At 60.6% G+C, this 24,715-nt stretch carries 23 protein-coding genes; 13 read left to right on the top strand and 10 right to left on the bottom strand.

Annotated features, from left to right (window positions below; genetic code table 11):
- Nucleotides 1-34: 34 nt before the first annotated feature.
- Entirely contained in the window at nt 35-1,432 is a 1,398-nt protein-coding gene (locus tag OEG82_RS07290; protein WP_267611768.1) for an insulinase family protein, read from the bottom strand.
- A 325-nt stretch (nt 1,433-1,757) separates the two neighbouring features.
- Here OEG82_RS07290 and OEG82_RS07295 point away from each other — a divergent pair, with 325 nt between their 5' ends.
- Nucleotides 1,758-1,925 carry a hypothetical protein gene (locus OEG82_RS07295; protein WP_267611769.1) on the top strand — a complete coding sequence of 56 codons (168 nt, stop codon included), beginning with the start codon at nt 1,758-1,760 and terminating at the stop codon, nt 1,923-1,925.
- Nucleotides 1,926-2,137: 212 nt separating this feature from the next.
- Here OEG82_RS07295 and OEG82_RS07300 read toward each other — a convergent pair whose 3' ends face one another.
- The 7 genes from OEG82_RS07300 to OEG82_RS07330 all read right to left on the bottom strand — a co-directional run bounded on the left by OEG82_RS07300 (nt 2,138) and on the right by OEG82_RS07330 (nt 9,813).
- Nucleotides 2,138-2,779, bottom strand: coding sequence for an FCD domain-containing protein (locus tag OEG82_RS07300; RefSeq protein WP_267611770.1), 642 nt, complete (start codon nt 2,777-2,779; stop codon nt 2,138-2,140).
- 98 nt (nt 2,780-2,877) lie between these two features.
- A complete protein-coding gene (locus OEG82_RS07305) occupies nt 2,878-3,960 on the bottom strand; it encodes a tartrate dehydrogenase (RefSeq protein WP_267611771.1) in 1,083 nt (360 codons plus the stop codon).
- The gene (locus OEG82_RS07310) at nt 3,953-5,050 is read right to left on the bottom strand and encodes an isocitrate/isopropylmalate dehydrogenase family protein (protein WP_267611772.1); all 1,098 of its coding nucleotides are present in this window, start codon (nt 5,048-5,050) and stop codon (nt 3,953-3,955) included. Before OEG82_RS07310 ends, OEG82_RS07305 begins: the two co-directional genes overlap by 8 nt.
- Nucleotides 5,051-5,052: 2 nt before the next feature.
- On the bottom strand, nt 5,053-6,453 hold the full coding sequence (locus OEG82_RS07315) for an MmgE/PrpD family protein (RefSeq protein ID WP_267611773.1): 1,401 nt from the start codon (nt 6,451-6,453) through the stop codon (nt 5,053-5,055).
- Between the two features lie 13 nt (nt 6,454-6,466).
- On the bottom strand, nt 6,467-7,261 hold the full coding sequence (locus OEG82_RS07320) for an SDR family NAD(P)-dependent oxidoreductase (protein ID WP_267611774.1): 795 nt from the start codon (nt 7,259-7,261) through the stop codon (nt 6,467-6,469).
- Nucleotides 7,242-8,303 carry an AbrB family transcriptional regulator gene (locus OEG82_RS07325; protein ID WP_473423764.1) on the bottom strand — a complete coding sequence of 354 codons (1,062 nt, stop codon included), beginning with the start codon at nt 8,301-8,303 and terminating at the stop codon, nt 7,242-7,244. Before OEG82_RS07325 ends, OEG82_RS07320 begins: the two co-directional genes overlap by 20 nt.
- A 70-nt stretch (nt 8,304-8,373) precedes the next feature.
- The gene (locus OEG82_RS07330; protein WP_267611776.1) at nt 8,374-9,813 is read right to left on the bottom strand and encodes an MmgE/PrpD family protein; all 1,440 of its coding nucleotides are present in this window, start codon (nt 9,811-9,813) and stop codon (nt 8,374-8,376) included.
- 319 nt (nt 9,814-10,132) lie between these two features.
- On the opposite strand from OEG82_RS07330, the gene OEG82_RS07335 reads away from it, so the two are divergent.
- The 3 genes from OEG82_RS07335 to OEG82_RS07345 all read left to right on the top strand — a co-directional run bounded on the left by OEG82_RS07335 (nt 10,133) and on the right by OEG82_RS07345 (nt 13,297).
- Nucleotides 10,133-11,209, top strand: a complete 1,077-nt coding sequence (locus tag OEG82_RS07335; protein WP_267611777.1) for a tripartite tricarboxylate transporter substrate-binding protein — start codon at nt 10,133-10,135, stop codon at nt 11,207-11,209.
- 81 nt (nt 11,210-11,290) lie between these two features.
- A complete protein-coding gene (locus tag OEG82_RS07340) occupies nt 11,291-11,767 on the top strand; it encodes a tripartite tricarboxylate transporter TctB family protein (RefSeq protein ID WP_267611778.1) in 477 nt (158 codons plus the stop codon).
- Nucleotides 11,768-11,776: 9 nt separating this feature from the next.
- Entirely contained in the window at nt 11,777-13,297 is a 1,521-nt protein-coding gene (locus tag OEG82_RS07345) for a tripartite tricarboxylate transporter permease (RefSeq protein ID WP_267611779.1), read from the top strand.
- A 66-nt stretch (nt 13,298-13,363) separates the two neighbouring features.
- Here OEG82_RS07345 and OEG82_RS07350 read toward each other — a convergent pair whose 3' ends face one another.
- Both OEG82_RS07350 and OEG82_RS07355 read right to left on the bottom strand, forming a co-directional pair.
- On the bottom strand, nt 13,364-14,932 hold the full coding sequence (locus tag OEG82_RS07350) for a rhodanese-like domain-containing protein (RefSeq protein WP_267611780.1): 1,569 nt from the start codon (nt 14,930-14,932) through the stop codon (nt 13,364-13,366).
- On the bottom strand, nt 14,929-15,879 hold the full coding sequence (locus OEG82_RS07355) for an alpha/beta fold hydrolase (RefSeq protein WP_267611781.1): 951 nt from the start codon (nt 15,877-15,879) through the stop codon (nt 14,929-14,931). The genes OEG82_RS07350 and OEG82_RS07355 overlap by 4 nt, the downstream gene beginning before the upstream one ends.
- A gap of 220 nt (nt 15,880-16,099) precedes the next feature.
- Here OEG82_RS07355 and OEG82_RS07360 point away from each other — a divergent pair, with 220 nt between their 5' ends.
- From OEG82_RS07360 to OEG82_RS07400, 9 genes are all read left to right on the top strand, one after another.
- Nucleotides 16,100-16,318, top strand: a complete 219-nt coding sequence (locus OEG82_RS07360; protein ID WP_267611782.1) for an enolase-like domain-containing protein — start codon at nt 16,100-16,102, stop codon at nt 16,316-16,318.
- A gap of 70 nt (nt 16,319-16,388) precedes the next feature.
- Nucleotides 16,389-17,087 (top strand): enolase C-terminal domain-like protein, encoded by a 699-nt coding sequence (locus tag OEG82_RS07365; protein WP_267611783.1) that lies wholly within the window; start codon nt 16,389-16,391, stop codon nt 17,085-17,087.
- 112 nt (nt 17,088-17,199) lie between these two features.
- A complete protein-coding gene (locus OEG82_RS07370; protein ID WP_267611784.1) occupies nt 17,200-18,150 on the top strand; it encodes a tripartite tricarboxylate transporter substrate binding protein in 951 nt (316 codons plus the stop codon).
- A 159-nt stretch (nt 18,151-18,309) separates the two neighbouring features.
- Entirely contained in the window at nt 18,310-18,789 is a 480-nt protein-coding gene (locus tag OEG82_RS07375) for a tripartite tricarboxylate transporter TctB family protein (RefSeq protein ID WP_267611785.1), read from the top strand.
- Nucleotides 18,790-18,822: 33 nt separating this feature from the next.
- A complete protein-coding gene (locus tag OEG82_RS07380; protein WP_267611786.1) occupies nt 18,823-20,334 on the top strand; it encodes a tripartite tricarboxylate transporter permease in 1,512 nt (503 codons plus the stop codon).
- Entirely contained in the window at nt 20,331-21,719 is a 1,389-nt protein-coding gene (locus tag OEG82_RS07385) for an MmgE/PrpD family protein (protein WP_267611787.1), read from the top strand. The genes OEG82_RS07380 and OEG82_RS07385 overlap by 4 nt, the downstream gene beginning before the upstream one ends.
- Entirely contained in the window at nt 21,716-22,480 is a 765-nt protein-coding gene (locus OEG82_RS07390) for an SDR family NAD(P)-dependent oxidoreductase (RefSeq protein WP_267611788.1), read from the top strand. Before OEG82_RS07385 ends, OEG82_RS07390 begins: the two co-directional genes overlap by 4 nt.
- Nucleotides 22,477-23,535: an AbrB family transcriptional regulator gene (locus OEG82_RS07395; protein WP_267611789.1), complete on the top strand. Its 1,059-nt coding sequence runs from the start codon at nt 22,477-22,479 to the stop codon at nt 23,533-23,535. Before OEG82_RS07390 ends, OEG82_RS07395 begins: the two co-directional genes overlap by 4 nt.
- Nucleotides 23,522-24,715, top strand: a complete 1,194-nt coding sequence (locus OEG82_RS07400) for a mandelate racemase/muconate lactonizing enzyme family protein (RefSeq protein WP_267611790.1) — start codon at nt 23,522-23,524, stop codon at nt 24,713-24,715. The genes OEG82_RS07395 and OEG82_RS07400 overlap by 14 nt, the downstream gene beginning before the upstream one ends.

Consider the following 24,715-nt stretch of genomic DNA (forward strand, 5'->3'; position numbering starts at 1 on the left):
TCGTCACGCGGCGCAATATCGAGGATTCGTCCTTCTACCTGTGCAGAGAACTGACGCAGCCGCCGCGGCAGGCTGGCCGGCGACAATACAGGCAGGGGGCTCGTGGGTGACGCTGAAACCGTGATTCTGGTGGTTGGCGGCCGCTGGACCCGTGCCTCAGCGGACCGAGCGTGACCGTCAGCCTATGCGGGTTGTCACACAGATCACGGGAGATCATCGCGCGCATGATGTCGCCATTGCCGAGCCGGTGTCGGAACCGGCCAAGTTCAGACGCAAAACCCAACTCGGCCAGCGGGTCGCCGCCGTGCCGCCAGGATCCCAGCACCCGGTGCAACACAGCCAGTCCACGTGCTTCGCGCAGTTGCAACTCCAAAGTTTCTGCCGCCTCCCGCACCAGATCTATGGGCAGCGTCGCCGCGGCCTCGGCAAGGGCTTGGTTGACCTGTGCATCCGCGGTTTCGGCTGCAAGGTTGTCCAGCACGAGCCGGAAGGCTGCTGGCGGCAGGTCCGCTGTCAGCCCGCCACCTGCACCGAGCAATGGCAGGCGATCACGCAAGAACCCATTTGGTCGGGAGCTCAAGGCGAGGTCGAGACAGGGCCAGCCAAAACGCCCCAGCGCATTCTCGGGCGCAAACGCCCAGGCCACGCCGACAGGTGCTTTCGCGGCGCCGGACGGGTGTGGCACGACCAGGCGGCGCGGCGCGGTGATTTTTGGCAGGACAATGCGGGGCAATGGGTCGCGGCGGCCCTGTCCGGCAAACGCCCGGTCGATCTGCTCCAATCGCTTCGCCAGATCAACCGGGCCAGCGAGGAAAATCCGCGCATGGCTGGGGTGATAAAAGCGCGCATGAAAAGCCTGGATCGCAGCAACCGAGATCGCGCCGATCAGCTCAGGATCGCCGCCATGATCGTGTGCGTAGACGCTGCCCGGATGCAGTCCCCGGCGCAATTCATCCTGCACGCAGTTGACTGCCGAGGCGCGATGGCCTTCGACCTCGCTTTGCAGAACGCGCTTTTCCTCCTCCAGATGCTCCGGCCGCAGCAATGGATGCAGCACCGCATCGAGAAGCACCTCGACAAGATTGGCGAAATCCTCCTCGTTGGGGCTGGCAAGGTGATAGATGGTGCGATCGGGCAGGGTCGAGGCGTTCAGCGCCGATTGCATGCTGCCTTGTTGCAGCGCCGCGTAGAGATTGCTCGCCGGAAACCGCCGCGAGCCGCGAAAGATCATGTGTTCGAGCAGATGCGCAATGCCGCTGGAATCCGGTGGCAAGGTGTCGAAACACACCGCAAACACCCGTTCCACGTCATCGCATAGCAGAACCAGCACATCCGCGCCGGTCGCGTGATGGCGAAATCGCGACGCGACGGCTTCATATTCCGGCAATCGCGCTTCGGACTGCAATGCGAAGGCGTGATGGTGTTCGGGCAACGGCTGATCCTGATCCGGTGACAGGGCCGCCCCAGCCTAGTTCACTCTTGCTCCATCGCAAAAATAAATTCCGCTTTCGCCGAATGCCGATATGGCAACAGGCGGTTCCGGCAGCTGCATTGGGTGGAAGGCATCGAAATCGGCCCGCCAAACTTTTTGCGGGGATCGATGTGTTGGCGGTTGGATGGGCTCACATGGTCGTGCCCGGAATGGGCTGTAAAACCGCGGAAGAGCCATGACCGGGATGCATGGCTGCTTTCCCACTTTGGCAATTTATTGCGATGCAATATCAGGCTATCAAGGTGGCCTATCAAGGAGACGTCACATGTCCGCTTCCCGTCAGAACCGCGTAAGCCGCTTTTTCAGCGCCGCTGCAAGTTCCATCGATTTCGCATTCCAGGCAGACCGTCTCGCGCGCACACCGGAAGATGTGTTCACCGCGCGCGGAACGACCCGCCAGCAGGCCATCCGCGATCTCATCGCACGGACTTGAGTTCCTGCGGATTTTGAGATCTTCCAGGCTCGGCGATCAGATCACGACCCGGGTGTCGTGAGTTCCGAAACCCTGTTTGCGGGTCCTGCATTCAACATTTCCTGAATTTGCGCGTTTCCATGGATGCAGGGACACCGGGCGGTAACTTATTTTACCGCTCGATTGTCACGGCATGGATCAGACGCATCCTGACTGTTGTTCCCGATCCAGTGCTATTTGCCGAGTGTGGTTGTGAACCGTTGTTTGGACCGTTCGACATGGCGAAAGAACGCCTCCTGGGCGCGTTCGCGGTTGCCTGAAGCCAGGGCGTCGACCATTTCCCTGTGCTCGTGATTGGAAACCGCCAAGCCGCCCGCCTGCACCAGTCCGCGGGCACGACACAGATGCAGCTTGTTGACCAGGCTCTGGTATTCGCGGGCCAGCATGCTGTTGTTGGTCGATCTGATCAGGAAATCATGAAACTCGAGATTGAGCGGATAGTAGCGGTCAAAATCGCGCTCCTGCGCGATCTCGTCCATTTCCACCAGATATTCGTTCAGGCGGGCCAGCATCGCGTCCGTCACCAGATCGGTGAGCAAACGGCCGGCCAGCCCGAACAGGGCGGCGCGGATGTCATAGATCTCGAGCGCTTCCTTGGGAGAGATCGACCGGACGAACACACCCCGGTTGCGGATGGCGTCCACCAGGCCCTTCGCCTGCAGGCTGCGCGTGGCTTCCCGCAGGGGCCCGCGGCTGGTGCCGAACCGGGCTGACAACTGGATCTCGTTCAGGCGTTCGCCCGGCTTGAGCTCCCCGGTCAGAATAAGATGCTCAAGCTCGCGTTCAAGCGCCCCCGTCAGGGAAGACGTGCGCAAGACTTGCAAATCATTTTGCGCTGTTTGACTTGATGTACTGTTTTCCATCGAACTCTCCATGCGCGGTATGTAGACAATTTACATTGGCCGATAAAGTGTTATGTCTTGCTCCTCACAATTTCCCTGATTGACTCGACAACCGCCTGCGTCACAGCGGCGGTGTTGGCCTGTCCGCCCATATCGGGCGTATGGGGCCCGGACTGGCAAACCGAACCGACTGCCTCCATCAGAACGGCCGCCGCTGCAGTCTCTCCAAGATGGTCGAGCATCATGCTGGCGGTCCAGAATGCACCGATCGGATTGGAAATGCCCTTGCCGGTGATGTCGAAAGCCGAGCCGTGGATAGGTTCGAACATCGATGGCGCTTCGCCCGTCGGATTAAGGTTGGCGGTTGCGCCGTTGCCCAGGCTGCCGGTGAGCGCGGAAGCAAGGTCAGACAGGATGTCGGCATGCAGGTTGGTCGCCAGGATGGTGTCGTATCTCCCGGGCGTGGTGACCATCTTGGCTGCCATCGCGTCAACCAGCATCCAGTCTGTATCGAGCTCCGGATAGTCCGCCAGAACCTTGCGGCAAACCTGATCCCACAGCACCATCCCATGGCGTTGCGCGTTGGACTTGGTAACCACGGTCAACCGCTTGCGGGGCCGCTTCATGGCAAGATCGCAGGCGTGACGGGCAATCCGCTCGATGCCCGCGCGGGTGAAGACCGACACATCCATGGCCAGTTCCAGCGGCAGTGCCGCATGCGCCCGGCCACCGACACCGGCATATTCGCCTTCGGAATTCTCCCTTACGATGACCCAGTCGATCTGTGAGCCAAGTTCGGGAAGCAGCGGCCCGCGCATTCCCGGCAGAAGCCTTGTCGGCCGGACATTGGCGTATTGGTCGAGGCCCTGGCAAATGGCAAGGCGCAATTCCCAAAGCGTGATGTGGTCGGCAATGTCGGGCGCGCCGACGGCGCCAAAGAAGATGGCGTCAAATCCGCGCAGGGTCTCAACGCCATCGGCGGGCATCATCTGGCCGGTGTTCCGGTAAAGCTCCGAGCCCCAGTCGAAGCTCTCCGCCTCGATCTGGAAATCGCCAAGATTTTCCGACAGTGCGGCCAGCACATCGAGCCCTGCAGAGACCACTTCGGGTCCGATTCCATCGCCCCCGATGGCTGCAATGCGGTGTTTACGCATTCGGTACATCCATTCCGGCAAGTATGCCCTCGATCATTTGCGACTGGCTCGCGGTTCCACGGATATCCGGGGTTCGGGTGGCCGGGTCGGACAATGCGGCATCTATTCCCTGCTTCATCAGCTCGGACGCCTGGACGGCCGATTCCAGCCCGTGACGCCGGCCAAGCCAGTCAAACAACATGCGGGTGGATTCGATCATGGCGAAGGGATTGGCGATGTTCTTGCCGGCAATGTCCGGCGCCGAGCCGTGCGTTGCCTGCGCCATGGCGATCGAACCGCGTCCGATGCACAGACCCGGGGCCATTCCGAGACCGCCGACGAGGCCGGCGGCCTCATCCGTGAGAATGTCGCCAAACATGTTGGTGGTGACAATGGTGTCGAAACTCTGCGGGTCACGCACCAGCCGCATCGCCATCGTGTCGACGATGACTTCGTCAACGGTCACGTCGGGGAAGTCTTTCGCAACTTCATAGCAGCTGTCGACAAACATGCCGCAACCGAGCTTGTACACCGTGTTCTTGTGAACAAGGGTCAGCCGCTTCTTGCGGGCGCGGGCAATTTCGAATGCGGCCCGTGCCACTTTCGAAGACCCTTCGACGGTGATCACACGCACGGAAATCGTCACATCATGGGTGGGGCGGAATTCGCCGGACCCCATCACAACATTTCTGTCCGGCTGGAAGCCTTCATTGTTTTCCCGGACGATGACCATGTCGATGTCATCATGCAGACAGCCGATGTCGGGGAAGGAACGGGTCGGCCGGACATTGGCGAACAGGTCAAAGCGTTTGCGCAGGATCGGATGCGGATTGATCGCTTCGGGAACTTTCGGATATTCCCGATGTCCGATCGGACCGAGAATCCAGCCGTCCAGTCCACCCAGTGTTTCCAGCGTCCCCTCGGGCATTGTATGTCCGAGTTGATCAAGCGCACGGCGACCGATGGGAACATCGACCCATTCGATTTTCAAACCTGTGACCGCCGCGGCGGCCTTGGCGATCTGGACCGATGCCGGGACGACTTCGTGGCCGATGTCATCGCCCTCGAGAACACCGATCCTGAGATGGTCTTTTGTTGCTGTTTGCGTCATCTTCAGCCCGCCTTTGCCTGGTCGGTTGTGCGGCCGGCCGAGACACGGGCGACGTCGGCGACACTGGAGAGATTTTCCAGATTCCAGGAAATCGCCAGCAATTCGCGCGCCGCGTCCTCACCGATCACCAGAGCCGACTGGGTGACGAACTTGTCATCAACCTGGTCATCGGTCAGCGGCACATCCTTCGAGCCCAGCGCCCGCTCGATATGCTTGCGCAGGGTGGAGCCGTCCTCGAAGGTTACGTCGATGGTCACCGACGCTTCGTGGCATTCCGGATCCGCAGTGGCCGAAATCCGGTCGCGCAGCGCTGTGATCTCCGGCTGGTTCACCATTTCGTCGGTGAAGGCGGTCGGGGCGCCGTCACCCTTGAGCAATGCCGCGGCAGCCGAATGATAGACGCTGAACTTTCCTTCAAGGCCGGTGCGAGGCGTTTTCTTTCCGGTGAGTTCCAGCACCAGCGGATGGGTGGTCAGGTGGACCGACTTGATGGCGTTGACCCGGTCACCGATGTCGGCGCGGATCTGCTGGCAACCGTCAATTGTCGGGTGGATCACGATGCCGCAAGCATAGGGCTTGTAGCTGTTGAGCGCGGATTCCCAGCGGGTGCCGAGATCGTCGAGGATCTCGGAATAATCCTGTTTTGTCGAGGTGACATTGGCAAAGCCGCGCGGTGCTTCGATGGCCCGTTCGGAACTGTCGAAATTGGCTTCGGCGAGCAGAGCCGAGGTCAATCCGTTCTGTGCGGCGCGTCCGGGGTGGAAGCTCTTGGTCATGGTCCCGAACATCTCGCGCAAGCCCGAAGACTGGGTTGCGGCAAGTCCGAAGGCCCAGCGCATCTGCTGCTTGGACAGGCCGATCGCCTTGCCGGTGGCCGCTGCCGCACCGAAGACACCGGCGGTTCCGGTGATGTGCCAGCCGCGATCATAGTGATTGGGATAGACCGCATTGCCGATCCGGCATTCGACCTCGATGCCGACGATGAGTGCAGTCAGAAAATCCTCGCCGGACATCGGACGGAGTTCGGCAAGCGCCAGCAAGGCCGAAGCGACCGGTCCGGCGGGGTGGATGATGGTCTTGAGATGCGTGTCGTCGAAATCAAGCACATGGGAGGTGATGCCATTCAGAAGCGCGGCATGAAGGGCGTCGAGCTGTTCGGGGCGCCCGAGAACCGTCGATGAGGCCTTGCCCGAAAAGGGGGAGACGGCTGCCAGGGCGCGGTCAACCGTTTCATGGCGCGCGCCGCCGACGGCACAGCCGACCCAGTTGACGAAGGTGCGCAGACCTTCCCGGCGGACTTCCGCGGAAATGTGAGATCCCTTTATGTCGACAATCCAGTCGACCAACTGTCTGGTTACGTCGGGAACCTCGGCATTGGTCGCTATATGTGTGTGGCTCGACATGGGTATTCCTTTCCTAAAGCAATCCGCGGGCAATGCCGCCATCAACGTTAACCGCCTGCCCGGTCACATAGCTTGCAAGCGGACATGCAAGCCAAACGACCATGGCAGCCACTTCTTCGGGAGTTCCGAAGCGGCCGAGCGGGATGTCCTTGGAGAAATCCTCGAGGATCTCTGCCTGGCTTCTGCCCTGTTCCGCGGCCATCTTGTCGGCCCGTGTGGTCCACAGCGGTGTCAGAGTTCTGCCGGGTGCAACGCAATTGATCCGAATATTGCGGTCAGCCAGTTCGGCGGCGAGTGTCTTGGTCAGGCCCAGAATGCCGGCCTTGTGCACATTCGAGACGATCTGGTGCTGATAGGGCATCTTTGATGCCGCGGCACCCAGGGTCACGATCGCCGGATTGTTGCCCTTTTCGAGCGCGGGTAGCAGGGCCCGGATGGCACGCACGGTCGACAGGATGTTGAAGCTGTAATTGTTGATCCAGTCTTCGTCGCTGAGATCTGTGAAAGCGGAGCGAATGCTGCCGCCCACGGCCGTCACCAGGACGTCGAGCGCGCCATTCCACTGCTGATCCACCGCTTCGGCGAGGATCTTGCCCGAGCCTTCCCGGGTGACGTCACAGGTCACGGAGGTGGGCTTGTCACTCGAATGATCCGGCATGTCGTCAATGGCTGCCAGAAGGTTGTCGCTGCTTCGGGAGGCAAGCATGACATGCGCGCCTTCCCTGGCCATCAACCTGGCTGAAGCCTTGCCGATTCCATAGCTGCCCCCGACCACGAGGACGCGCCGTTCACTGTATCCCAGGTCCAATTTCGGATCCTTTCATGCGCATGTAGAGTTTGAAGACCAGAAGAACGGTCGATGAAACCACGGCAATTCGCATCACGTGGAATGCGGTCACGATTTCCGCATCGAGGTTCATCACCTTGGCGGTCAGAACCATTTCGGTGACTGCGGCAGGCGCGAGTGCGAGAAAGCTTGTCGCATAGGGCATTTGCCCGAAATAGGAGAGAACGAAGGCGCCCATCCCGGCACAGACGATCATGAAACTCGCAGCGACCATGGCGGAAATGGTCACGCGTGGCAGCCGCACCAGAAGCGAGCGCTTGAACTGGCTTCCGAGCCATGTTCCCAGCATGATCTGGGCAACGATGATCAGGAAGGAGGGGACCTGGACGACGAGGATCTCGCTCACCCCAAGCACCATGCCGGTCAGGATCGGCCCGACCAGCCATGGGTTCGGCAACGGGGTCGGCTTGAGGGCGACGGCAACCAGATAGGCAAGCCCCAAGGCGATGATCAGAGACAGGTAATTCGTCGCCCCGACCTCCGTCGATGCCGGCGCAGTTCCATGATCGCCCAGGAAGAACACGAGAAAGGGGACTACCGCGACCACAAGGGCCACCCGCATTGCATGAACGATGGCGACCGAACCCGGGTCTCCGCCATATTCCTTGGACACGGAGGCCATGTCAGCAACGCCGCCTGCCGCCGTGGCGAAAAAAGCCGAGACGCTGTCGATCCTGGCCAGGGGCTTGATCAGCAATGCCGCCACGAATGTATATGCGATCACGTAGAGCGTGGAGACCAGCATGTGCGGGACCAGTGTGGCCGTGGCGAGAAGGACGGCAGGAGTGAACCGCATTCCGACGGCAAGTCCGATCGCCACCTGGCCCAGCTCCCGCCCCATCGGTACGATTGGCGAGATATAGCCAAGTACCGATGCGGCGGTCAGGAAGAAGAACGGGCCAAGCATCCAGGGCAACGGCATCCCGATCAATGTCGCGAGATAGCCCGCCAAGCCCGCAAGGGCATAGGTCAGGCAAAGGCGCGCGAGGTTGCGCGGCGCCATGGCTGATGTGCTCCTGCGTTTATCGGCGCCGTGCTCCGGTTGCGTTGACATTTGCACAGGGTCCTTGCGCTCAATCGGCTTTCAGCAGTGACATCAGCGTGTCGATCGATTTGAGGTTTTCCAGATCGGCGACCATGTCGATGACGGCTTTGGCCTTGCCCATGTCCCATTTTGCAAATTCGGCGTTTTCGGTGAACTTGCCGGCAACCTCATGGTAGGACATCGGGTTGGCAGGGCTGCCCTTGCCGAAATCGGCCATGCCGCTGATCGTGCTGCCATCCTTGAGCTTGATGTCGATATAGGTGGTCATCAGGTGGTAGCCTGCAGCTTCGGCGCGCTCGTCGATGCAGAAATCGATCTTCTCGATCATCTCCTTCACATCGGGTCTGAGCACGGTCTCGTCGAGGAATTCGGGCAGGCCTGCGCGGCGTTCAAGCAGCAGGATCGCCATGCAGAATTCCATCGAGAACTTGGCCTGCAATTCATTGGTCGGGCGGTGATGGATCAACGCATTGGGCATGTTGGAGTTGGTGCCGACCCGGACCGAGACAACATTTTCCGGCTTGATGTCGTGTGCCTTGATCAGCCGCAGCATTTCGGTCATGCCGGGATGCGTCAGCGAGCCTGAGGGATGCGGCTTGATCGACACGCCCGGGGATTCGAATGTCCATGGCGCGCCGAGTTTTCCGTGGATGGCGGCGGCATCATAGCCACCGCCGGCTGCCGAGAAGAACCCGCGGGGCGCCTCGAGAATCTTGTCGGTCGCAGTCCAGCCATAGGATGCAAACTGGGCGGCAACAACTCCGCTTTCCGACGAGCGTCCGGCGTGGAAAGGCTTGGTCATGGTGCCGAAATTTTCACGCAGGCCCGCCGACTGGCTGCCGGCGAGTGACAATGCGCGAACCATCTGTTCGTTGTTGAGGCCCATCAGGCGTCCAGCGGCCGAAGCGGCGGCAAATGTGCCGCAGGTCGCTGTCGCATGGAAGCCGGTCTGGTAGTGCCTCGGGTTGATCGCCTCGGCAATCTTGCATTCGACTTCGACACCGAGGTGATAGGCGAGCATCACATCCGCGCCACTGCTCTTGCGGACCTCGCCGAGCGCAAGTGCGGCGGGCAATGCCGGTGCGGTGGGGTGGGTCAGAAGTCCGTAGACACGGTCCCGCGCAACCGCCAGCTGCGTATCGTCGTAGTCATCGGCATGAATGCCGACCCCGTTGGCAAAGGCCGCAAAGCGGGGCGGCATCTTGTGGGAAGAACCGACAACGGTTGCAGCCCCCTGCGGATAGCCGATGTCGGCCAGATGGGCGCGGACATATTCGCCCGACTGGGCAACCGAGCCTGACAGTGCCAGGCCAAGGCCGTCGAGAATGGATTTCTTGCCGTTTTCGATCACGATCGAAGGCAAGTCGCTGAAGACGGTGTCGACAACAAAATTCGCAACTTCCTGGCTCAAGCCCAGGTCCTCGGATGCATTCGTGCCTGCTGCCTGGCTTGCTGCTGAACTGCTCATCTTGTCCTGTCTCCCGTTAATCTCACATGGCTGGACAAAGGTGCGAGCGAGCGCCCTGGCTCGAATATACGCACCTGTCACGGTGTTCGCCTTTTGAACGTCCTAATTTGAATATTGTCAACAACTTTCAAAGCGCATTTGCACGGTAGCTCAGCTCAAAATCGAAGAGGTCTAGAGTTAAGAGATTGAAAAATTGTTGATAATAACGAAATATGTCATGTGGACGGCTTCTGTGTGTGATTTCGCTCTTCACATCAAAATGACGAAATCGCGTTGCAAATCTCAATATTGTTGACAATTCAAATTCTCACCCATACCTTTGCCGACAGTCGGGGAGAGACAGCGACGCATTGCGCCGCAGGGGAAATATCGGATCACGCCCCGCAGTGGAGGAATTCATGAGCAAGACACTTACACGCCGTACGATACTCAAGATTGCATCGGGCGGAATTGCTGCATCGTTTGCCGCACCCGCCATCCTGCGCGCCCAGAGCGCCTTTCCGGAGCGGCCGATTTCGGTTGTCGTCCCGTTCAATACGGGGGGTATAATGACCGTCTCGCCCGCGCATTTGCACCGTTTCTGCAGGAAGCGATCGGGCAGCCGCTGACAATCGTCAATCGCGGTGGCGGCGGCGCGCTTCTCGGCCACAGCTACTTCATGCAGCAGCCCGATGACGGCTACACCATTCTTTGCACGTCAGCAGCTCCCTATCTGCCGCTGAACATCCTGACCCAGGATGCGCCCTTCAAGATCGAAGATTTCCACATGATCAACCTTCCATCGCGTGACTACACGCTGATGGCGACCAGCGCCGAGTCGGACATCCAGAGTGTCGAGGATGTGGTGTCGCGCCTCAAGGCTGATGCGGGTGCATTGTCGATCGGTATCCAGCCCGCTTCCGCGGACCTGGTCAACATGATGCTGTTTGCAGACGCCAATGGCATCGACCGCTCGGGTCTTCGTCTGGTGACCTATGATGGCGGCGGACCGGCCCGCAACGCCACGGCCGGCGGTGTGGTGGACATCGGAATGGTTGGCGGTCAGGGCTTTATCCCGCTTGGCGAGAAGGTCCGTCCCCTGCTGGTCTTCGATGATGCGAGCCGGGACGGCTGGACATCGCCGAATGTCACCGAGCTCAATGGTGCGGACGCACAATATGTGGCGGGGTCGCAGCGTGGATGGGGCGTGCATGCATCCCTGCTCGAAAAGCATCCCGACCGGTATCAGACAATTCTTGCCGCCATCGAAAGCGCGAGCAAGGATGAGGCAGCCATCGCCAGCCTGAAGGCGCAGGATCTCGCCACGGACTGGGTTGGACCCGAGGCCAGCAACAAGGCGCTTGCTGCCACTGCGAAGGTGATGACCCAGCATATCGATTTGCTCAAGGGTACCTGATCCCGACCGGATCGCCATTGATGTCGGACTTTCGCAAGAAGGTCCGGCATCGTGCACCAGCCGTCTTCGCAGGAGATTTGAATGGGTGAACCAAGCCAACGTCGCGTTGTCATATGGGGGCATTTGTTGCTTCTTTGTGTGATCGCAGCCGTCATTCTCGCTTACTGGCTGGATGCGCGTGGAACTTCACTGAAGACAAACAACCTGCTGCTGGTGCAGCCTGCTGCCATTCTCGGACTCGTTCTCGTGGCGCTGGTCCTGCCGCAGGTCTTCAGAAAGACTGCCGTGCAAGACCTGCCCGATGCCGCCCACCGCAGGCAGGAAGTGCTCAAGGTCGCGCGGGTGGCGCTGCTGGCCGGCGCCTTCGGCATATTTGTCTTTTCGCTCGAAACCATCGGGTTTGACATCGCCACCTTCATCTTCGTTGCCGTGGGCCTGTATCTTTGCGGCGAGAAGAGACTCTGGGTGATCGGCGTCTATTCCGTCATTTTTACCGTGCTTGTGGTTTACGGATATCAGGCGCTCGTGCCCTATCCGTTCCCGCTGACAGTTCTTTGAGGAAGTCGGATGCTCGATTTTTCAGCCCTTGATGGTGCTTACGGCATTCTCACATCTTCCTGGAGCGCCTGGTTGTGGCTTGTTCCGGGCCTGATCATCGGCCTTGTCTTCGGAGCCATGCCGGGCATTTCGATCACCATGGCGATGGCGATCTTCCTGCCGATCACGCTCTATATGGATTTCCTGCCCGCAATCGTGTTTCTCACCTCGATCTATACCGGAGCGGGCTTTGGCGGCTCGGTTCCCGCGGTGCTCATGAACATTCCAGGCACGTCATCGGCAGTAGCAACCACTTTCGACGGCTATCCCATGGCCCGGTCCGGCCGCCACAATCAGGCGCTGGGCGTGGCGCTGGCCTCGTCCGTCATCGGCACCTTGTCGTCCTATGTGCTGCTGTTGTTTCTCATCGTTCCGGTCTCGATCATCGTGCTCAAGCTCGGCCCGCTGGAGATGTTCGCCATTGCCGTCTGGGGACTGTTGCTGCTTGGCTCGCTGTCCGGATCCTCGGTCTGGCGCGGTTTGCTGGCGGGTGTCTTCGGCGTCCTGCTCGGGACGATCGGAATGAACACGGCCGGTTTCATTCGCGGCACGATGGGAGTGCCGTGGCTGCTGGACGGCATTCCCGCAATCCCCGCTATGATGGGGCTGCTGGCGGCAAGCCAGTTGCTCAACCTGATCAACACCACCTATCTGATCGAGAACGAGGACGATCGCAAGATCAGCTTTGCCAAGATCATCGAGGGCGTAAAGCTCACCTTGAAATACCCGACAATCATTTTCCGCGGCGCGACCATCGGGGTCATTGTCGGGGCAATCCCGGGCGTCGGCTCCTCGATATCCAATCTGATTTCCTATTCCGAAACGCGACGCAACGCGCCTGATGGGGACAGCTTCGGATCGGGTAACCCGAAGGGGGTGATTGCGGCTGAATCCGCCAATTCCTCATCCGAGGGAGGCGCCATGGCGACGATGCTTGCGCTTGGAATTCCAGGCGGTGGCGCGACGGCCATCCTACTGGCGGCATTTGCGATGCACAACATCATCGGCGGGCCTCAATTCATCGCGCAGAACCGCGATATAGTCTACGCGATCATCTTTTCGAACTTTGCCCAGGCCATCATGCTGCTGTTTGTAGGACTGGTCTTTGTCTACCTGGCCGCGTCCATCGTGCGGGTGCCTTTACGGTTTCTGATCCCCAGCGTGCTGGTGGTTTCGACGTTCGGTTCCTATGCAATCCTGGGCTCGCTCGCAGGTCCGATCACCCTGTTCATCTTTGCAATCCTCGGCTGGGCCATGGTCCGCTATGACTATCCGGTGGCGGCCACTGTGGTCGGCCTGCTGCTCGGCAGCCTGCTTGAGCAGAACATCATCCGGACCTGGCAGATCAGCCGCGGCGATATCGGCTATCTGCTCGAACGCCCCGGCGCCATCTTCATCCTGCTTGTGATGGTCACCTCGGTGACGTTGACCGCGGTCACCAAGCACCGCCGCAAGAAGGCGCTTGCAGCCAAGGACGCGGCTGAATCCTAGAGCACCGTCCGGTCAATCGAACGGTGCTCCGGTCGCGGTCGACGGCCTGAAGCGCAGTGCCGGCCGTCAAGTGGTCTTGAAAAGTCTGAATGCCGCCTTTTCGGCCGCATCAAGCTGGTCAACCAATCCGGTTTCCCAGGCAAGGTAGCGCCGCGAGGACTCGAGGTTGCCGTCATGACGGTCATGCACGAACCAGGGAAAGTCGATGGCCTCGGCCGGTTCCGGACTGGTGGAATCGACTTTGAGTTCAGCCCCACCCTTTGCCAGCGCATCATGCCCGCCGTTGACAATGACAACATCGGCGAATCCGAGATCCATGGCATCGCGCGCAAATCTTCTGGCTCTGTCCTCCGTGTCGGCAAGGATCGCGATCGTCCCGGCGCCATTCCGCGCCAGTTCTTTCGCCAGTCCCGGTCTGGTCGTCCAGATCGCGCCCTTGACATGGGCTGCGCGGAAATCGGTCGAGGGCCGCATGTCCAGAACTGTGGCATCGGGCATGGCGAGCAGATCGGAAGCGCTCACCGGTTTGATTGGACCGGCCGGAGCCGCGTCGACGATCGGACGCGCCGCCATCTGGCGCAGCGCGTCGGTGATGCGGAGAATATGCACATCATATCCCAGTTGCGTGAGCCAGAAGGCGGCAAGCGCCGATCGCAGACCCGTGTCACAACACAGAACGAGCCGGGAATTGCGGACCCCGACCCATTGGTCCGTTGCCTGCACCAGTTGTCCCGATGCCGCATGTTCGGCAATGGCAAGCGGATCCGCGCCCGCTTCATCGGGCGAGCGGACATCAAAGACATAGGTGGTCCGGTCTGGGGCCGAAAGCATCCGTTCGACATCCGCGCACTCTGCCACCGGCAATGAAAATCGTTCAATGAGTGCGTCGGCTCGCTCTCGTGAAGCGGCAAGCCCGGCGGTATCGAGATTAGGAAACGGGTCTGGCTGATTGTTGCGCTCAAGGTCACGGCCGGACAGGGCCCAGCCCTGTGTGCCGTTTTCCAGTGCGGCAACCTTGCCGTCAAAGCCAGCCAGCATCAGCCCGATCACACCGGTGATACCCCGTGTCCGTCCGGCGCAGGTGACCACGATCCGGGCCTTGTCGCCGATGGCAGAGATCCGGTGGGCCAGCTCGCCATTAGGCAGGCAGACCGCACCCGGCACCCGCATCTTGGCGTATTCGGCAGCGGGTCGGGCATCGAAAAAGCCGAGATCATCGGCCTGTTCGCGGGCTCGGGCGAGTTCATCCGCCGTTATCATCTTCGGATGCCAGATCAGCTCGGCCATTTCGCCGAGCGTCTTGGAAGGAACATTGACACCCTTGTAGACCGGAAATCCGGACGCTTCCCAGGCGGGCATGCCCCCCTTGATCCGCAGGATGTTGTTGTATCCCATGTCCGAAAGCCGCGCCTGCACCCGCTCTGCGACGCCGTCTCCGTTGTCGATCAGCAGAATCGGGCAGGTGAGCCGCGGCACCAGCAAGCCAATCCGGCTTTCGAGGATGCTGTAGGGCAGGGGAATCGCAAAGAGCGGATGCCCCTCGACAAACTGACCCGCCTCTCGAACGTCAAGAAACGCGATTTCCTGTCCGCCATGCAGCAGCGCACGGGCTTCAATAGCAGGAATCGATCTCATGTTTCGACGTCCGTGTCCTGAATACGAACGGGTTCGTCATGAAAGAACGACCAGAACGCCGGATACACCAGATCCGGACGATGCTCGGCCGGATAATGTCCTGTCGGGATTGCAGATCCCTGCAGATTGTCTGCCCACTCGCTCCAGGCCTCGATCGGCTGGAAGTGGCGACCGCAATGGCTGTTGGAGCCCCACAGCACAAGCACGGGACACTCGATCTTGCGCTTGCCGAAATCGGCCTTGTCCATCGCGAGGTCGAGCGTCACCGTTGCCCGGTAATCCTCGCAGACAGCGTGGATCTGCTCATTTGTGGTGCAGCGGACATATTCGGCCATGGCTTCGGGCGTGAATATCTCCAGCCCGACGCCTTTCTTGTTGAGCTTGTAGTGGATGTAATAGTCGAGATCCGCACCGATCAGCCGTTCCGGAAACGGCGCCTTCTGCGCCATGAAGAACCAGTGATAGCTCTCAAGTCCCCATCCCATGGTGACATTGGTGAGCACCGTATGGGTCGGCACGATATCCAGAGCCGCCAGATGTGTGACGCGCTGCGGCTGATCCAGCGCCATGCGAAAGGCTACACGGGCCCCCCGGTCATGCCCGGCGACCGCGAATTTCTCGAACCCGAAATGATCCATGACGTCGAAGGCGTCTTCACCCATGGCGCGGAATGTATAGGCGGAATGGTCAGGGGTTCCGTCCGGCTTGGAGCTGTCGCCATATCCTCTCAGGTCCATGGCCACGACTGTGAAGCCCTGCGCCAGCGAAGGCGCGATCTTGTGCCAGCTGACAAGGGTGAGGGGGTTGCCATGGATGAGAAGCAGCGGCGGGCCTTCACCGGCAATCGCCACCTGAATTTCGGCGCCCCGGGTCTTTACGGTTTCCCGTCGGAACCCCTCCATCAGGCTTGACGAACTCTTCAGCGGCGGCATCGAAATTGTTGACATGAGAAATCCTCCTAATTGTAGATTGTCTACAATATAAAAGCCTGCTCGACAATTGCACAGCGCCAAAATCGCCCATGGGGAGTGAAAATTGAGGGAGGCGAATCATGAAAATCAAGGATATTCGCGCCAGCCTGCATAAAATTTCCATAACCATTCCACGGCTGGAGCCCGGGGCTAGGGGTATGGAAGGACCGAGCAGACCCTCTTTGTCTCCTGCCAGGTGGAGACCAAAGACGGTAGCATCGGCTTCGGCCTGACCGGACATTTCCTTGCGCGCGCGGTGATCACCGCCTTGCACGAGCACATCCTGCCGGTGGTCAGGGGCATGGATATCCGCGATGTCGAGAAGATCCACCAGCGCATCTGGCAGAAGCTCAATCTGCGCGCCATGTCGGACAGGATATCGATGGCGCTGTCGTGCCTGGACAGTGCGCTTTGAGACATCGCCGGCAGGCAGCCGCAGCATCGCTGCCATGCTATGCAATGCCCGCGACAGGATTCCGGCCTGTTTGACCTTCGGACTTCTGCGATATGACATTGATCTGCTGGCGGACGCGGTTCGGCTTCACGTTGCCAACGGGTTCGCCGCGCTGAAGTCGGTTGTTGCAATCAACAAGGGCGGATGGGGTGAGGATGTGTGGCGACTCAAGGCAATTCGTGACGCTGTCAGCCCGGGTATCGACATCATGATTGATGCAAATTACCTCTTCAATCCGGTCGAGGCCAAGTATCCGTGCCGCGAGATCGAGGACTGCCGCATCACCTGGTTCGAGGAGCCGCTCACGCAAAATGATGCCCGCGCCATGGGCGACCTGCGCCGCTCCACGAAGATCCCGATGGCGACAGGCCAGATGGAAGGCCGTCGCTGGCGCCACCGGGAGTTCATCGAGCATCACTCATTCGATATCCTGCCACCCAACGTGGCCTATTGCGGCGGCTTTACCGAAGTGCGGAAATACGCCCACATGGCCCAGACCTGCAACATGCCGATCGCCAAGGGCGGCGGCTCGCCGCTGTTCAACATGCATCTTCTGGCCTGCATGATGAATGGCTGGATCGCGGAGTGGCATCTGGGTATGGTCGCAGTCGGGGAGACCCTGTTCACCGACGCGCCCCGGCTCGTCAATGGCCGGCTCGACATTCCCGTCCGCCCCGACCTGGGTTTGACAGTGAACGAGGATGCCTTTCGCGACACATTGATAGACTGAAGCAGCAAATATCTCTGAATTGTTGACAATCGACAAAACGACCGTCAAGATCGAATGGTCAGGCGCTGATGTCCTGACCATTCAGTCTTGGAAATTTCGGGAGGAAAAACCAATGCTTTCCAGACACTCTCTTGCGGCCACATTGGCTGCTGCGGCTCTGTCGGTTTTGCCCGCGGCTGCCGCGGATTATCCGGTGGACACCGTTACATTGGTCACGCACTCCAGTCCGGGCGGCGGCAGTGATGTGTTCCTGCGCGAAATGTCGAAATATCTCGCGCCCGAACTCGGCGTGAATGTGGTCGTCGAAAATGTGCGCGGCGGCTCGGGTGCCAAGGCCATGGCGGATCTCGCCCAGGCCCCGGCGGACGGCTCGCGCTTTTATGCGACCACGCCGACCTTCATCTACACCTCGCTGCTGTCCGAGCCCGAGTCCACCTATAAGGATCTTGAGCCCCTGGTGAATTTCTTCATCGACCCGGAAGTGATCTACACGGCTGCAGACAGCGAGTACCAGACGCTTGAGGATGTCATCAAGGCATCGGCCGAAAGCCGCGGTCGCTGGGGCGCGGCGAACCCGGCCTCGCTTGAGCGTCAGGCGCTCGAACAGCTCAAGGCTTCGACCGGCGTGCAGGCCGGCATCGTCACCCATGAAGGCGGCGGCGATCTGATGATCAATGTCCTCAACGGCACGCTTCAGATCGGCGTCGGCGAGGTCCAGGAGATCCAGTCCCAGCTCGAAGCTGGCGAGATCCGCCTGCTCGCAACCTTCTCCGATGCACGTCTCGACAATTATCCGGATCTGCCGACTGTCGAAGAGCTCGGCTATGGCGTTGTGGTGCGGAAATTCCGTGGCATTGCCGGCCCCAAGGGCCTGCCGGCAGACGTCATTGCTGCCTGGGAAACGGCAGCGCAGGCGGTTTTGTCTTCCCCGGACTACAAGAAGACCTATGAGGCCAACAACCTCAGGGCCAACTACATGTCGCATGCGGAATACGGTCCCTTCATTGAAAATTTTGCCAATGAAACCGCTGAATTCCTGCGCGAAACCGGCGTGATCAAGTAGTCAACCCCTTGGATCCGGAGCCGCGCTCACCGGGTGCGGCTCCGCTCCGGGACTTGGGCCGCGCCGAAAGTCGTTTTTGGCGTTGAGCGCCACAATACCGGTCCGGGCCTGTGTGCCCGGTCACCAGGTGCCACACCACTCGGATACACAGGAGACACCATGTTCAGTCGCGATTTTGTCGGCGGTATGTCGGCGGTTTTGATTGCCGCTGTGTATCTGCTGTTCGCGTATCAGCTGCGTACCAGCGCACTCGACGATCTGGTCGGGCCTGGAGGCCTGCCGCGTACCTATGGCTGGATGATGCTGGTGCTTGGCCTGATGATAGCGGCCGGCGCGATCATCAAGCAGGTCAGGTCAGGCGTTGCTCCCGATCTCGCGCTCGAATGGAAAGGCCAGGGCCGCCGCATCCTCTGGGCGGCGGGATTGCTGCTGATCGGGGTTGGCTATGTCATCGGGGTCGACACACTCGGCTATCCGCTGGCGATCGCGCTGCTTCTGATTGCAGTGGCTCTCTATCAGGGCGCAAAGCCCGGCCTTCACATTGCGATCATAGGCATTGGCGGCGCCGCCTTCCTGTGGGTGGCATTCGTTCTGGTTCTGGGCGTTTCCATGCCCAAGGGCTTTTTGGGCATTCTCTAAATCAGCCAACCTCCGGCTCATTGGATCGAAGCAATGGAAATCCTCTACCAAGTCGCACTTCATCTGGGTGATCCCTACATATTTCTCGCTGCCGCGGCAGGTGTGACATGGGGCATTCTCGGTGGCGCAATGCCGGGCATTTCGCCCTCGATCACCATGGCGCTGCTGCTCCCTTTCACCTACACGATGGATCCGACCGGCGCGATCGTGCTGTTGGCCTCGACCTATGTCGGAGCCGAGTATGGCGGCTCAATCCCGGCAATTCTCATCCGCACCCCCGGAACCAATGCCGCCGCTGCCACGGTCATCGACGGCTATGAGATGAACAAGAAGGGCAAGGCCGGGTTGGCGCTCGGGATTTCGCTGTATTCCGGCGTCCTGGGCAGCCTATTCGGTCTGATGATGCTGATGTTGCTGTCCAAGCCGCTTGCCTCGGTGGCGCTTGCCTTCACGCCGCCGGCCTATTTCGCACTCGGAGTGCTGGGATTGAGCGTGATCGCCACCCTGTCGGGCGAATCCCTGCTCAAGGGCTTTGTCGCGGCACTTCTGGGACTGATGATCGCCACCATCGGCACCGATCCGGTGACCGGTTCGAACCGCTTCACCTTCGGCAGCTCCGATCTTCTCACCGGCATCGCCCCGGTTCTGATCATGGTTGGCATGTTCGCCATGAGCGAGCTTCTGGTGCAGGCGTCCGATCGCAGCGAAGGCAGCAAGGTGCAATCGCGTCCTCGCATGGAGTTTCCCGGCGTCAAGCTCGCCAGGCGTCTGGCGCTGCCCCAGTCGATAGGAGCCGTGATCGGCACCTTCGAAGGCGTGATGCCGGGGGCAGGGGGCACCATTGCCTCCTTCATGTCCTACAATGAAGCGCGACGCTGGTCGCGTCACAAGGAGGAATTCGGCAAGGGCTCGCCCGAGGGCATCGCAGCGCCGGAGACCGCCAACAATGCGGTTGCCGAAACCGCCCTCGTGCCGCTTCTCTCCTTCGGCATTCCGGGTTCCAATTCGACAGCCATCCTGCTTGGCGGCTTCCTCATCCACGGGCTGGTTCCGGGGCCGATGCTGTTCACGCGCTCCGCCGATGTGGTCTACGGGCTTTACGCCGGACTGTTCGTTGCAGCTTTGAGCCTGTTCGCGATCGGCATCATGATGCTGCCCGTGTGCATCTGGCTGGTCAACCGGCCGCGGCCCTATCTTAGCGCCTTCATTTTCGCGCTCATCCTTTCCGGCATCTTTTCGATCCATGCATCCCTGTCCGATCTCGCGATCATGCTGGTTGCGGGCACGGTGGGCTTCTTCATGCGGATGTTGCGCATCCCGTTCCTGCCCGCCGTTCTCGGGCTGGTGCTCGGATATCTGGTTGAAAGCAGCTTCCGCCGCTCGCTGGTTCTGTCGGGCGATGATCTGACGATCTTCTTCACGGACAAGGTGTCGCTGGCGCTTCTTGTCGTTGCCTTCCTGTTTGTCGCCGGCTCGGTCGGCAAACGCCTGCTCGATGCCCTGCGGAAACGACCGACGGGCCAATATTCAGAGGGATCAGAATGAGTGCCAACCTAGCTGCAGCTCCAGGCTCGCCAAGTGTATCCGAACGCCTTGCGGAGTGGATCACCACGATCTCTCCCGGCGATGTGTCGGCCGCGACATCGGACACCCGCCGCAATATCCTGGTCGATATCGTCGGCCTGTGTTTTTCCGCCCGCGACACCGATTATGTGGTGGCGGTCAAGGCGGCGTCCGAACCGGGTGACCACGTCATCATCGGCCACAAGGACCGCGTGTCGGCCTCCAGCGCGGCGCTGATCAACGGCACGGCGGCCCATGGCGAGGATTTTGACGACACATTCGAAGGCGGGCCGGTCCACTCGGGTGTGGTCCTGGTGCCGGCGCTTGTTGCTGCCGGCCAGATGTATGATCTCAGGAACGATCGTGTCATGCTCGGAATTGCGGTGGGCATCGAGGTTCTGTGCCGACTTGCCCTGACATTGCCGAAGGCGGTGCACAAGGCGGGCTTTCACCCGACATCGGTTCTGGGGGCATTTGCCGCAACGGCCGGAATTTGCGCAGCTTGCGAGGCCGACAAAAAAACCACCGCCAATGCGCTGGGCATTGTCGGCAGCATGGCGTCGGGCATCATTGAATATCTGGGTGACGGCAGCTGGACCAAGCGCATGCATCCGGGCTGGGCGGCGCAATCGGCGCTTCGCGCCTATGGCATGGCAAAGGCCGGCTTCAAGGGTCCCCGCCATGTCTTTGAAGGCACCCACGGTGCCTTCACCACATTCGCCCATCCGATCACGCCTTTGACCGAGAACCTGTTCGCCGATCTTGGCAGCAACTGGGTGATGGATGCGATCACCTTCAAACCCTATCCCTGCGGCACCATGGTTCAACCCTATATCGACTGTGCCATGGCATTGAAGGCGCGTTCGGTCAGCACCCAGAACATCCGCCGCATTGTCTGCAAGACCGCGGAGGGAATCGTCCATCGGCTTTGGGAGCCGCTGGATCTCAAGCAGAAACCACCCACCGCCTATGCAGCCAAGTTCTCCGTGCCTTACGGCGTGGCGCTTGGACTGGTTCGCGGCCATGCCGAACTGGGGGACTTCACCGATGCATCGGTCACCGATCCGGACTTGCTGGCGATTGCGGGCAAAGTCGGGTTCGAGGTCGACCCGGCAAATCCCTATCCTGCAGCCTTCACCGGCCATGTCCGCATTGAGTATGAGGATGGCTCTGTCGAGGAGGCGGAACGCGGTCATATGCGCGGTGGCGCAACCGAGCCGCTGAGCCGGCTGGAAATCGACGACAAGTTCCGCGCCAATATGCGCTTCGGTGGCCACGAGAATCCGGACGCGGTGCTCGCCCTGTGCGACCGCATCGCCGCGGGCGAGGGCAGCAGCGCACTCATCAAGGAATTGGGACAGCCATGACACAGCACATCAATCAGGACCTTTCGGGACGCGTGGCACTGGTCACCGGAGCCTCGCGCAATATCGGGCGGGCGATCGCCGTGGCCCTTGCCGGGCGGGGAGCAAGGATTGCCGTTCATGTCGGGCAGGACCGTGCAGCCGGCGAGGAGACCGCCGCAGCGGTGCGCGAGGCAGGCAGCGAGGCGGTTGTTCTGAGCGGGGACCTGTCCGATCCGGATACCGCCAGGTCAGTGGTCGCGGATGCGGCCGCCGCCTTCGGCCAGTTGGACATGGTCATCAACAATGCCGCCATCCGCCCCGAAGCTCCCTTCGAAACGCTTACCTATGAGAACTGGCGCAGGGTCATGGGCATTGCGCTTGATGCGGTGTTTCTGGTGTCGCAGGCGGCGCTTCCGCATCTCAAGGCCAGTGATATGGCCTCCGTTGTCAATATCGGCGGATTGACCGGCCATACGGGCGCGGCTGAACGCGCCCATGTGATCACCGCCAAGGCGGGGCTGGTCGGCCTGACCAAGGCAATGGCGCATGAGCTTTCGTCTCAGGGGATCACCATCAATTGCGTGTCGCCAGGCCTCATCGAGACGGCGCGGGTGGGGGCAGCAGGCCATAAGCCAAAGCATCACGACACACGCACCAATCTTGTCGGCCACCGCGGAACCGCGGAAGACGTCGCCGAAGCCGTGGCTTTCCTGTGCAGTCCGGCCAGCCGGTACATCACCGGAGAGACAATGCATGTAAATGGCGGCGCGTATCTGGGATGACCCAAAGCCCGTCCCTGTCGATTGCGCTCGGCTTGGGGTGCTCTGCCCTGTTCGGAGCGGGGTTCACCTGGCTTGGTGTGCCGCTCGGCTGGATTCTGGGCGCAATGGCGGGCGCAGCCCTGTATGGCAATACCGCGGGAATAACCGGCAGGACGCGCAATCTGCGACGGGCCGGGCAATTGATTGTCGGCACGGCGACGGCTGGTGTGCTTACGCCGGCGCTTCTCGACACGATGGGCGACCTGCTTCCGGCCATGGTCGGCGCCGCGATTGCCGCCAATGCATTCGGATTGCTGCTTGCCTGGCCATTGGCCCGGATTGCCGGAACCGACCGGACAACGGCGCTGCTGTCCTCGCTGCCCGCCGGCATGGCGGAGATGGCCACGCTTGCCAAGCAGGTCAATGCGCGAACAGAAATTGTCACCGTCGTGCATACGCTGCGGGTGATCCTTGTTGTGGTCTGCGTCCCATTCTTTCTGGGTGTCTCCGGTTCCGCGCCCGCAGTCTTCATCGACACTGGCGGCAGCATGGCAGCGCTTCTGGCGTGCCTGGGCCTCGGGCTCGCCTTCGCACTCGTGTCTGACCGGCTGGGCCTGCTCAATCCCTACATCATCATGCCGATGGTGATCGGCATCGCCTTTGTGCTTTCGGGTTTTCGCGTGGCGCAAATGCCGGTGCCGTTGTTGATCGCCGCACAGGTGCTGATCGGGTTTTCGCTCGGTGCGCGGCTCAAGAGTGAGGATCTCGCCCGCATGCCAAGGGCGGCCCTGGCAGGGATCGTGTGCGGGCTGGCGCTGATTGCTTTCATGGTGCTGTTGGTCGCGCCTGTTCTCAACACGCTGACCGGAACGGATCTTGCCGTGCTCATGCTGGGCGTCGCTCCGGGTGGTCTGGGCGAGATGATTGCATCGGCCAAGGCGCTCGGGGTCGCCTCGGCGCTGGTTGCCGGTTTCCAGTTCGTCCGGTCCTTCCTGACCAACATGATCGTTCCACCGCTTCTTCTCCGCTTCGCCGCAGGGTCATCCAGCAAGGGGAACAGTAATGAAAATCCTTGAGATCCGGGAGGCTGTCGCCTCGATCGCTTCGCCCATCCGCAATGCCTATATCGATTTTTCGAAAATGACGGTCAGCGTGGTCGCGGTCGTCACCGACGTGATCCGCGACGGCAAACCCGTCATTGGCTACGGTTTCAATTCCAATGGCCGGTATGCGGCCCGCGGACTCCTGAACGAGCGCTTCCTGCCGCGCCTTCGTGAGGCAAAGCCGGACGAGTTGATCAATGATGCAGGCGACAATCTCGACCTGCACAAGATCTGGTCGGTCATGATGTCGAACGAAAAGCCCGGCGGCCACGGCGAACGCTCGGTTGCCGTGGGCGTCGTCGACATGGCGATCTGGGATGCGGTGTCAAAGATCGCGGGCGTACCGCTGTACCAGCATCTCGCCCATACCTATGGCGATGGCAAAGCGGACGACAGCGTCTTCGTCTATGCCGCAGGCGGGTATTATTATTCTGGCAAGGATGACAGCCAGCTTCGGGCCGAGATGCGGCGCTATCTCGACCTGGGCTATTCGGTCGTCAAGATGAAGATCGGAGGGGCGTCGCTCGACGAGGACATGCGCCGGATCGAGTCGGTTCTCGAGGTGGTGGGCGGCGGCAAGCATCTGGGCGTTGACGCCAATGGCCGGTTCGATCTGGAAACCGCTGTCGCCTATGCCGAGGCGATGAAAAAATATGATCTGTTCTGGTACGAAGAGGCGGGCGATCCGCTGGACTACCAGTTGCAGGCAGAGCTTGCGAAAGCCTACCCCGGCGCCATGGCCACCGGTGAGAAGCTGTTCTCCCACCAGGATGCCCGCAACCTCGTCCGCCATGGCGGCATGCGCCCCGACCGCGACTGGCTGCAGTTTGACTGCGTGCTCAGCTACGGTCTCGTTGAATATATGCGCACGCTCGAGGCGATCGCGGATGAGGGCTTCTCAAGCCGGAACTGCATACCGCATGGTGGCCATCAACTGTCCCTCAATATCGCCGCTGGATTGAAGCTTGGCGGCAATGAATCCTATCCGGAGGTGTTCAAACCCTTCGGCGGATTTGCCGACGGGATCAGGGTCGAGAATGGCCGTGTCGGCCTGCCGGATGCGCCTGGCATCGGGTTCGAGCAGAAGACGGACTTGATCAAGCTCATGCGCTCGATCACCGAAACTGAGCCGGGCGCAAACACAGTTCGATAA

Origin of the sequence: Hoeflea ulvae (assembly GCF_026619435.1) — a bacterium.
GTDB lineage: Bacteria > Pseudomonadota > Alphaproteobacteria > Rhizobiales > Rhizobiaceae > Hoeflea > Hoeflea ulvae.

Bases quoted from the DNA above. Each gene is read 5' to 3' on its own strand.
- OEG82_RS07355 (WP_267611781.1), bottom strand. From the start codon at position 15,879: ATGTCAACAATTTCGATGCCGCCGCTGAAGAGTTCGTCAAGCCTGATG.
- OEG82_RS07305 (WP_267611771.1), bottom strand. From the start codon at position 3,960: ATGCGTAAACACCGCATTGCAGCCATCGGGGGCGATGGAATCGGACCC.
- OEG82_RS07395 (WP_267611789.1), top strand. From the start codon at position 22,477: ATGACCCAAAGCCCGTCCCTGTCGATTGCGCTCGGCTTGGGGTGCTCT.
- OEG82_RS07330 (WP_267611776.1), bottom strand. From the start codon at position 9,813: ATGAGCAGTTCAGCAGCAAGCCAGGCAGCAGGCACGAATGCATCCGAG.
- OEG82_RS07350 (WP_267611780.1), bottom strand. From the start codon at position 14,932: ATGAGATCGATTCCTGCTATTGAAGCCCGTGCGCTGCTGCATGGCGGA.
- OEG82_RS07375 (WP_267611785.1), top strand. From the start codon at position 18,310: ATGTTCAGTCGCGATTTTGTCGGCGGTATGTCGGCGGTTTTGATTGCC.
- OEG82_RS07315 (WP_267611773.1), bottom strand. From the start codon at position 6,453: ATGTCGAGCCACACACATATAGCGACCAATGCCGAGGTTCCCGACGTA.
- OEG82_RS07295 (WP_267611769.1), top strand. From the start codon at position 1,758: ATGTCCGCTTCCCGTCAGAACCGCGTAAGCCGCTTTTTCAGCGCCGCT.
- OEG82_RS07325 (WP_473423764.1), bottom strand. From the start codon at position 8,303: ATGGCGCCGCGCAACCTCGCGCGCCTTTGCCTGACCTATGCCCTTGCG.
- OEG82_RS07370 (WP_267611784.1), top strand. From the start codon at position 17,200: ATGCTTTCCAGACACTCTCTTGCGGCCACATTGGCTGCTGCGGCTCTG.
- OEG82_RS07400 (WP_267611790.1), top strand. From the start codon at position 23,522: ATGAAAATCCTTGAGATCCGGGAGGCTGTCGCCTCGATCGCTTCGCCC.
- OEG82_RS07380 (WP_267611786.1), top strand. From the start codon at position 18,823: ATGGAAATCCTCTACCAAGTCGCACTTCATCTGGGTGATCCCTACATA.
- OEG82_RS07345 (WP_267611779.1), top strand. From the start codon at position 11,777: ATGCTCGATTTTTCAGCCCTTGATGGTGCTTACGGCATTCTCACATCT.
- OEG82_RS07310 (WP_267611772.1), bottom strand. From the start codon at position 5,050: ATGACGCAAACAGCAACAAAAGACCATCTCAGGATCGGTGTTCTCGAG.
- OEG82_RS07385 (WP_267611787.1), top strand. From the start codon at position 20,331: ATGAGTGCCAACCTAGCTGCAGCTCCAGGCTCGCCAAGTGTATCCGAA.
- OEG82_RS07390 (WP_267611788.1), top strand. From the start codon at position 21,716: ATGACACAGCACATCAATCAGGACCTTTCGGGACGCGTGGCACTGGTC.
- OEG82_RS07340 (WP_267611778.1), top strand. From the start codon at position 11,291: ATGGGTGAACCAAGCCAACGTCGCGTTGTCATATGGGGGCATTTGTTG.